The organism is Pseudomonas putida (genome assembly GCF_028682175.1).
Classification (GTDB): Bacteria; Pseudomonadota; Gammaproteobacteria; order Pseudomonadales; family Pseudomonadaceae; genus Aquipseudomonas; species Aquipseudomonas putida_AD.
The window spans coordinates 1-6450 of record NZ_JANHKS010000095.1; the positions used below are offsets into that span (position 1 = coordinate 1).

At 61.8% G+C, this 6450-nt stretch carries 6 protein-coding genes; 4 read left to right on the forward strand and 2 right to left on the reverse strand.

From position 1 onward, the window contains the following. Positions 1-107: 107 nt before the first annotated feature. Positions 108-545, reverse strand: coding sequence for a YhcB family protein (locus NPS29_RS28460; protein WP_274136812.1), 438 nt, complete (start codon positions 543-545; stop codon positions 108-110). 145 nt (positions 546-690) lie between these two features. On the opposite strand from NPS29_RS28460, the gene NPS29_RS28465 reads away from it, so the two are divergent. From NPS29_RS28465 to zapE, 3 genes are all read left to right on the forward strand, one after another. Further along, positions 691-1320, forward strand: coding sequence for an alpha/beta hydrolase (locus tag NPS29_RS28465; RefSeq protein ID WP_274136814.1), 630 nt, complete (start codon positions 691-693; stop codon positions 1318-1320). A gap of 28 nt (positions 1321-1348) precedes the next feature. Beyond that, a complete protein-coding gene (locus NPS29_RS28470; protein WP_274136815.1) occupies positions 1349-2698 on the forward strand; it encodes a tryptophan--tRNA ligase in 1350 nt (449 codons plus the stop codon). 61 nt (positions 2699-2759) lie between these two features. After that, a complete protein-coding gene (gene zapE / locus NPS29_RS28475) occupies positions 2760-3854 on the forward strand; it encodes a cell division protein ZapE (RefSeq protein WP_274136817.1) in 1095 nt (364 codons plus the stop codon). 174 nt (positions 3855-4028) lie between these two features. Here the strand turns inward: zapE and NPS29_RS28480 are convergent, their stop codons facing one another. Continuing rightward, positions 4029-4925 (reverse strand): GlxA family transcriptional regulator, encoded by an 897-nt coding sequence (locus NPS29_RS28480; protein ID WP_274136821.1) that lies wholly within the window; start codon positions 4923-4925, stop codon positions 4029-4031. A 246-nt stretch (positions 4926-5171) separates the two neighbouring features. On the opposite strand from NPS29_RS28480, the gene NPS29_RS28485 reads away from it, so the two are divergent. Further along, positions 5172-6308, forward strand: a complete 1137-nt coding sequence (locus NPS29_RS28485; RefSeq protein ID WP_274136819.1) for an acyl-CoA dehydrogenase family protein — start codon at positions 5172-5174, stop codon at positions 6306-6308. Positions 6309-6450: the final 142 nt, after the last annotated feature.

Genomic DNA, 6450 nt, shown 5'->3' on the forward strand with positions numbered 1-6450 from the left:
ATCGCTCCCGCCGGCAAGCCGTGCTGCTACGGGGTTGGGTTCGCTCCCACAAACAAAAAAGCCCGCCGCGGATCATCTCCGGGGCGGGCTTTTTGTTTTAGCGAGTGTTACTTCTTCAAGCCGTATTGCTCGTCCAGCATGCCGGGGGTGTTCGGCGCTTTCGGGGCGTAGTCCCGTGGCGGCTCGGCGGCGGTGCGTGGCGGGGTCAGGCGGTCGCGCGGGGTCTGGATCGAGTCCGGGTGCAGGGCGGCCAGCAGACGTTGACGGGTCAACTCGTCGGTGGCCAGGCGGTTGGCGCTTTCGGCCAGGTGCTCCTGGACTTCCTGATAGCTCTGGGTCAGCTTCTGAACCAGGTTCGCGGTGCTGTTGAAGTGGGTGACCACCTCGTTCTGATACCTGTCGAAACGCTCCTGAACGTCATCCAGCTGGCGCTGAGTGCTGTTAGGCGCGGCATTGGGCAGCGCACGCGCCACGAAGAAACCGATGGCGACACCGGCGACCAGGGCAATGGTCGGCAGCAACCAAACTAAGAGCGAGTAATCCACGAGTCCTTCCTCTATAAACGGCTTTGCTTTACGTTAACGGCTCGAACCTGCGCTGTATAGCGGCGACGCGTCGCCAACATGCCAGCCACAGACAATCAGCTAGACGAGTCGACCCAATTGAAGGTCACGGAGTTCATTCTTGCTCATGCGTGAAACCCCTGTATTCATCGACGGCCCAGTGGGCCAACTCGAAGCCCTGTACCTTGACCTGGAAGGGGCCAAGGGCGTGGCGCTGATCTGCCATCCTAACCCGGTTCAGGGCGGCACGATGCTCATTAAAGTGATTTCTACCCTGCAGCGCACAGCCCGTGACGCAGGATACGTTACCTTGCGTTTCAATTATCGCGGCGTCGGTCAAAGTGCCGGCAGTTCCGACATGGGCCAGGGCGAGGTCGATGATGCCGAAGCCGCCGCCACCTGGCTGCGTGAAAAACACCCCGATCTGCCCATGACCCTGTTCGGTTTTTCCTTCGGCGGATTTGTTGCGGCAACCCTGGGCGGGCGTCTGGAAGCCAAGGGCGAAACCCTGGCGCATCTGTTCATGGTCGCACCCGCTGTCATGCGCATTGCCGACCCGAGCGCGCTGGCGCAAAACGGGCCGTTGACGCTGATCCAGCCGGAAACCGACGAAGTGGTCGACCCGCAACTGGTATATGCCTGGTCCGACGCACTCTCGCGCCCCCATGAGCTGCTGAAAGTGGCAGAATGCGGACACTTTTTCCACGGCAAGCTGACCGATCTGAAGGATCTGGTCCTGCCGCGCCTTTCGAACTGATCGCAGCACCCAAAATAAGCGACTAGCCATGACCACTCGTATCCTGACCGGCATCACCACCACCGGCACGCCTCATTTGGGCAACTACGCGGGCGCCATTCGCCCGGCCATCGTCGCCAGCCGCCAGAGCGACGCCGATTCGTTCTACTTCCTGGCCGACTACCACGCCCTGATCAAGTGCGATGACCCGCTGCGCATCCAGCGCTCGCGTCTGGAAATCGCCGCGACCTGGCTGGCCGCCGGCCTGGATGTGGATCGCGTGACCTTCTACCGCCAGTCCGACATCCCGGAAATCCCTGAGCTGACCTGGCTTTTGACCTGTGTCGCCGGCAAGGGCTTGCTCAACCGCGCCCACGCCTACAAGGCCTCGGTGGACAAGAACGTCGAAGCCGGTGAAGACCCGGACGCCGGCATCACCATGGGCCTGTTCAGCTACCCGGTGCTGATGGCGGCTGACATCCTGATGTTCAATGCCCATCAGGTGCCGGTCGGCCGCGACCAGATCCAGCACGTGGAGATGGCCCGCGACATCGGCCAGCGCTTCAACCACCTGTTCGGCAAGGGCAAAGAGTTTTTCGTCATGCCCGAGGCGCTGATCGAGGAGAGCGTGGCGACCTTGCCGGGCCTGGACGGTCGCAAGATGTCCAAGAGCTACGACAACACCATCCCGTTGTTCAGCAGCGCCAAGGAGATGAAGGAGGCGATCTCGCGCATCGTTACCGATTCGCGCCTGCCGGGCGAAGCGAAGGATCCGGACAACTCGCACCTGTTCACCCTGTACCAGGCGTTCGCCAGCAAGGAGCAGAGCAACGAGTTCCGCGCCGACCTGCTGCAAGGCCTGGGTTGGGGCGATGCCAAACAGCGCCTGTTCCAGTTGCTCGACAGCGAGCTGGGCGAGGCCCGCGAGAACTACCATCGTCTGATTGAACGTCCGGCCGATCTGGAGGACATTCTGCTGGCTGGTGCGCAGAAGGCCCGCCGTATCGCCACGCCGTTCCTGGGTGAGCTGCGCGAAGCGGTTGGCCTGCGTTCGTTCCGCGAGGCAGCGCAAACCGTGGTCGCGACCAAGAAGAAGGCCAGCAAGGGCGCGCGCTTCGTCAGCTTCCGTGAAGACGACGGCAGCTTCCGTTTCCGTCTGCTGGCGGCCGATGGCGAGCAACTGCTGTTGTCGCGCAACTTCGCCGACGGCAAGGCAGCCGGTGCGGTGACCAAGCAGCTGCAGCAAGGCGGCAAGCTGGACATTCGGACAGAAGGCAGCGCGTTCACGGTCTGGCTGGAAGGTGCGTGCGTGGCGGACAGCCCGGCATTCGCCGATGCCGCGGGCCGCGACGCCGCCATCGAAGCCCTGAAACTGGCCCTGGCGCCACAACAGGATTAATTGCCATTACAACGGGCCATCGCTACAGTGTCGGCCCGTTTTTGCTCCCTAGCTAAAGACCATGACGCCCCTAGAAAGCTACCAGAACGACCTCAAGAAACCTGAATTCTTCCACGATGCCGCTCAGGAAAACGCTGTGCGTCATCTGCAGCGCCTGTACGACGATCTGGTCGCGGCCCACGAAAGCAAGCCGGGCCTGTTCGGCAAACTGTTCGGCAAGAAAGATGCGACGGTCATCAAGGGCCTGTATTTCTGGGGCGGCGTAGGCCGTGGCAAGACCTACCTGGTCGACACCTTCTTCGAAGCGCTGCCGTTCCAGGACAAGATGCGCACGCACTTCCACCGCTTCATGAAGCGCGTGCACGAGGAAATGAAAAACCTCAAGGGCGAGAAGAACCCGCTGACCCTGATCGCCAAGCAATTCGCAGGCGAAGCGCGGGTGATCTGCTTCGACGAATTCTTCGTTTCCGACATCACCGACGCCATGATCCTCGGCACGCTGATGGAAGAGCTGTTCAAGAATGGCGTGACCCTGGTCGCCACCTCGAACATCGTGCCGGACGGCCTCTACAAGGACGGCCTGCAACGTGCGCGCTTCCTGCCGGCCATTGCGCTGATCAAACAGAACACCGACATCGTCAACGTCGACAGCGGCGTGGACTATCGCCTGCGCCATCTGGAACAGGCCGAGCTGTTCCACTTCCCGCTCAACGAAGTCGCCCACGAAAGCCTGCGCAAGAGCTTCCGTGCACTGACTCCGGAATGCACCCAGGCGGTCGAGAACGACGTGCTGATGATCGAGAACCGTCCGATCAAGGCCCTGCGTACCTGCGACGACGTGGCCTGGTTCGAATTCCGCGAACTGTGCGATGGCCCGCGCAGCCAGAACGACTACATCGAACTGGGCAAGATCTTCCACGCCGTGTTGCTCAGTGGCGTGGAGCAGATGAGCGTCGCCACCGACGACATCGCCCGCCGCTTCATCAACATGGTGGACGAGTTCTACGACCGCAACGTCAAGCTCATCATCTCGGCGGAAGTCGAGCTGAAGGACCTGTATTCGGGCGGCCGCCTGAACTTCGAATTCCAGCGCACGCTCAGCCGTCTGCTGGAAATGCAGTCCCACGAGTTCCTGTCCCGCGCGCACAAGCCCTAGAAGCAGCGCCAAGTTTCAAGCGGCAAGCTGCAAGAGGGCGCGCCGCTTGTCACGTAGCAGCACGGCTTGCCGGCGGGGGCGTCCGAAAGATCGCTCCCGCCGGCAAGCCGTGCTGCTACGGGGAAGCTGCGCCGATCCCGCTTGCCGCTTGTGGCTTGCCGCTTGAAACTGCTTTTAGGCGGCTTGTTGGAACTGCTGCCGGTATTCGTTGGGCGACAGGTCGGTGTGTTGCCGGAACAGCCGTGCGAAGAAGCTGGCGTCGTCGTAGCCCACTTCGTAGCTGATGGTCTTGATGCTCTTGCGCGAGCCTGACAGCAAGCCCTTGGCCGTCTCGATGCGCAGGCGTTGCAGGTAATGCAGCGGCTTGTCGCCGGTGGCGGTCTGGAAGCGGCGCATGAAATTGCGAATGCTCATGCCATGCTCGCGGGCCACGTCCTCGAAGCGGAACTTGTCGGCAAAGTGCTCTTCGAGCCAGTGCTGGATCTGCAGGATGATCACGTCCTGGTGCAGCTTCTGCCCACCGAACCCCATTCGCCCCGGCGCGTAGCTGCGCTGCACTTCATAGAGAATGTCCCGTGCCACCGTCTGCGCGACGTTGGGACCGCAGAAACGCTCGATCAGGTAGATGTACAGGTCGCACGCCGAGATGGTGCCGCCTGCGCAGTACAGGTTGTCAGCGTCGGTCAGGTGCTTTTCCTGATTGAGCAGCACTTTAGGGAAGCGCTCGGCGAACTCGTTGAAGAAACGCCAGTAGGTGGTCGCTTCCTTGCCATCGAGCAGGCCCGCTTCGGCCAGCCAGAACACGCCGCTGGCTTCGCCACACAGCACCGCGCCCTTGGCGTGCTGTTCGCGCAGCCATGGCAGGATCTGTGGATAGCGCTGGCGCAGGGTGTCGAAGTTGTCGACGAAGGCGGGCAGGATGATGATGTCGGCGTTTTCGAGAGCGCCGTCCACCGGCAGCACGACTTCGCTGAAGCTGCGCACCTGCTGCCCGTCAGGGCTGACGAGGCGGGTTTCGAACGCGGCCTTCAGGCCCTGCCCCAGTTGCTTGCCGTAGCGCAGGCTGGCCAGGTGGAAGAAGTCCTTGGCCTGGGTGAGGGTGGAAGCGAAGATCCCGTCGATCGCGAGGATGCTGACGCGCCGCAACGGCACGGTTTGCTGAATAGACATAATCTGTTGTTCTTATAAGGGAAAGTGGTCATGCAACGGCGTGATCGTCTTATTTTTTGTCGGATGTGTCCAGTGTTGAAGTCAATCGGCACGGCATAGGCTCTGGAACTCGCAGTGTCCGACAATTCCTCAAGGCCAAGGTGTCCCATGCTCCCAAGAACGCTTTTCAGCTCCGAGCACGAGCTTTTCCGCGACAGCGTGCGCAAGTTTCTCGAACAGCACGCCGCGCCGTTTCATGCGCAATGGGAGAAGCAGGGGCACGTGGACCGCAGCCTGTGGAACCGTGCGGGGGAGCAGGGCATGTTGTGTTCGCACCTGCCGGAAGCCTACGGCGGCATGGCGGCGGATTTTCTCTACACCACCGTGGTGATCGAAGAGATCTACCGCCTGGGCCTGACCGGCATCGGATTCTCGCTGCACTCGGACATCGTCGCCCCCTACATCCTGCATTACGGCAGTGAGGCCCTGAAGCTCAAATACCTGCCCAAAATGGTCTCCGGCGAGCTGGTCACGGCCATCGCCATGACCGAACCGGGCGCAGGCTCCGACCTGCAAGGGGTGAAGACCACCGCTGTGCTGGACGGCGACGAGTACGTCATCAACGGTTCCAAGACCTTCATCACCAATGGCTTTCTGGCGGACCTGGTGATCGTGGTCGCCAAGACCGATCCCAAGGCGGGCGCCAAGGGCACCAGTCTGTTCCTGGTGGAGGCGGGCACGCCGGGCTTCGAGAAGGGCAAGCGTCTGGATAAGGTCGGCATGAAGGCCCAGGACACGTCGGAGTTGTTCTTCCAGGACGTACGAGTGCCCAAGGAGAACCTGTTGGGGCAGGCTGGGATGGGGTTCGCCTACCTCATGCAGGAATTGCCGCAAGAGCGCCTGACCGTCGCGATCGGCGCGATTGCCTCGGCCGAGGCTGCGTTGCAGTGGACGCTGGACTACACCCGCGAGCGCAAGGCGTTCGGTCAGGCGATTGCCGATTTCCAGAACACCCGCTTCAAGCTGGCTGAAATCGCCACCGAAGTGCAGATCGGGCGGACTTTCATCGACCGATGCCTGGAACTTCATCTGGAGGGCAAGCTGGACGTGCCGACGGCGGCGATGGCCAAGTACTGGTCCACCGACCTGCAATGCAAGGTGCTCGATGAATGCGTGCAACTGCACGGCGGCTACGGCTTCATGTGGGAATACCCGATCGCACGGGCCTGGGCCGATGCGCGGGTGCAAAGGATTTATGCGGGGACCAACGAGATCATGAAGGAGATCATCGCCCGGGCGTTGTGACGCCAACGCAACGCCAACAACGCAACGCCAACGCCAACGCCAATGCAACGCCAATCCTGTAGGAGCGCGCTTGCCCGCGACCGCGGCGTGTCAGAGACAGTGATGCTGACTGACACGCCGCCGTCGCGGGAGATCGGAAGAG

Excerpts from the sequence above, each read along its gene's own strand:
- NPS29_RS28465 (WP_274136814.1), top strand. The coding sequence starts at position 691 with ATGCGTGAAACCCCTGTATTCATCGACGGCCCAGTGGGCCAACTCGAA.
- NPS29_RS28470 (WP_274136815.1), top strand. The coding sequence starts at position 1,349 with ATGACCACTCGTATCCTGACCGGCATCACCACCACCGGCACGCCTCAT.
- zapE (WP_274136817.1), top strand. The coding sequence starts at position 2,760 with ATGACGCCCCTAGAAAGCTACCAGAACGACCTCAAGAAACCTGAATTC.
- NPS29_RS28485 (WP_274136819.1), top strand. The coding sequence starts at position 5,172 with ATGCTCCCAAGAACGCTTTTCAGCTCCGAGCACGAGCTTTTCCGCGAC.